Origin of the sequence: Xenorhabdus santafensis, from assembly GCF_033949405.1 — a bacterium.
Taxonomy (GTDB): domain Bacteria; phylum Pseudomonadota; class Gammaproteobacteria; order Enterobacterales; family Enterobacteriaceae; genus Xenorhabdus; species Xenorhabdus santafensis.
Genome location: NZ_VCDN01000416.1, coordinates 1 through 241, shown reverse-complemented (window position 1 = coordinate 241; position 241 = coordinate 1). Strand labels below are relative to the sequence as shown.

The window sequence follows — 241 nt, the reverse complement described above, 5'->3', positions numbered from 1 at the left end:
GTATGGCTTTAATAAACCGAATGCTAAAAACTTCTAATACATAATTTAAAAGGAGGAACAAAAGATGAATGCAGGTATGATGAATATCGTTATGATTGTTGCGATGTTTGCGATTTTCTATTTCTTATTAATTCGCCCGCAACAAAAGCGTCAAAAAGCAGTTGCTCAAATGCAAAATGAAATCAAAAAAGGTGATGCTATCGTAACAATCGGTGGTTTACACGCTACAATCGAATCAGTG

1 protein-coding gene is annotated in these 241 nt (G+C 34.4%); it reads left to right on the top strand.

The window, feature by feature from the left end; all coding sequences use genetic code 11:
• Positions 1 to 64 precede the first annotated feature (64 nt).
• On the top strand, positions 65 to 241 hold a 177-nt coding region (gene yajC / locus FE392_RS22940), incomplete at its 3' end, for a preprotein translocase subunit YajC (protein WP_500692716.1).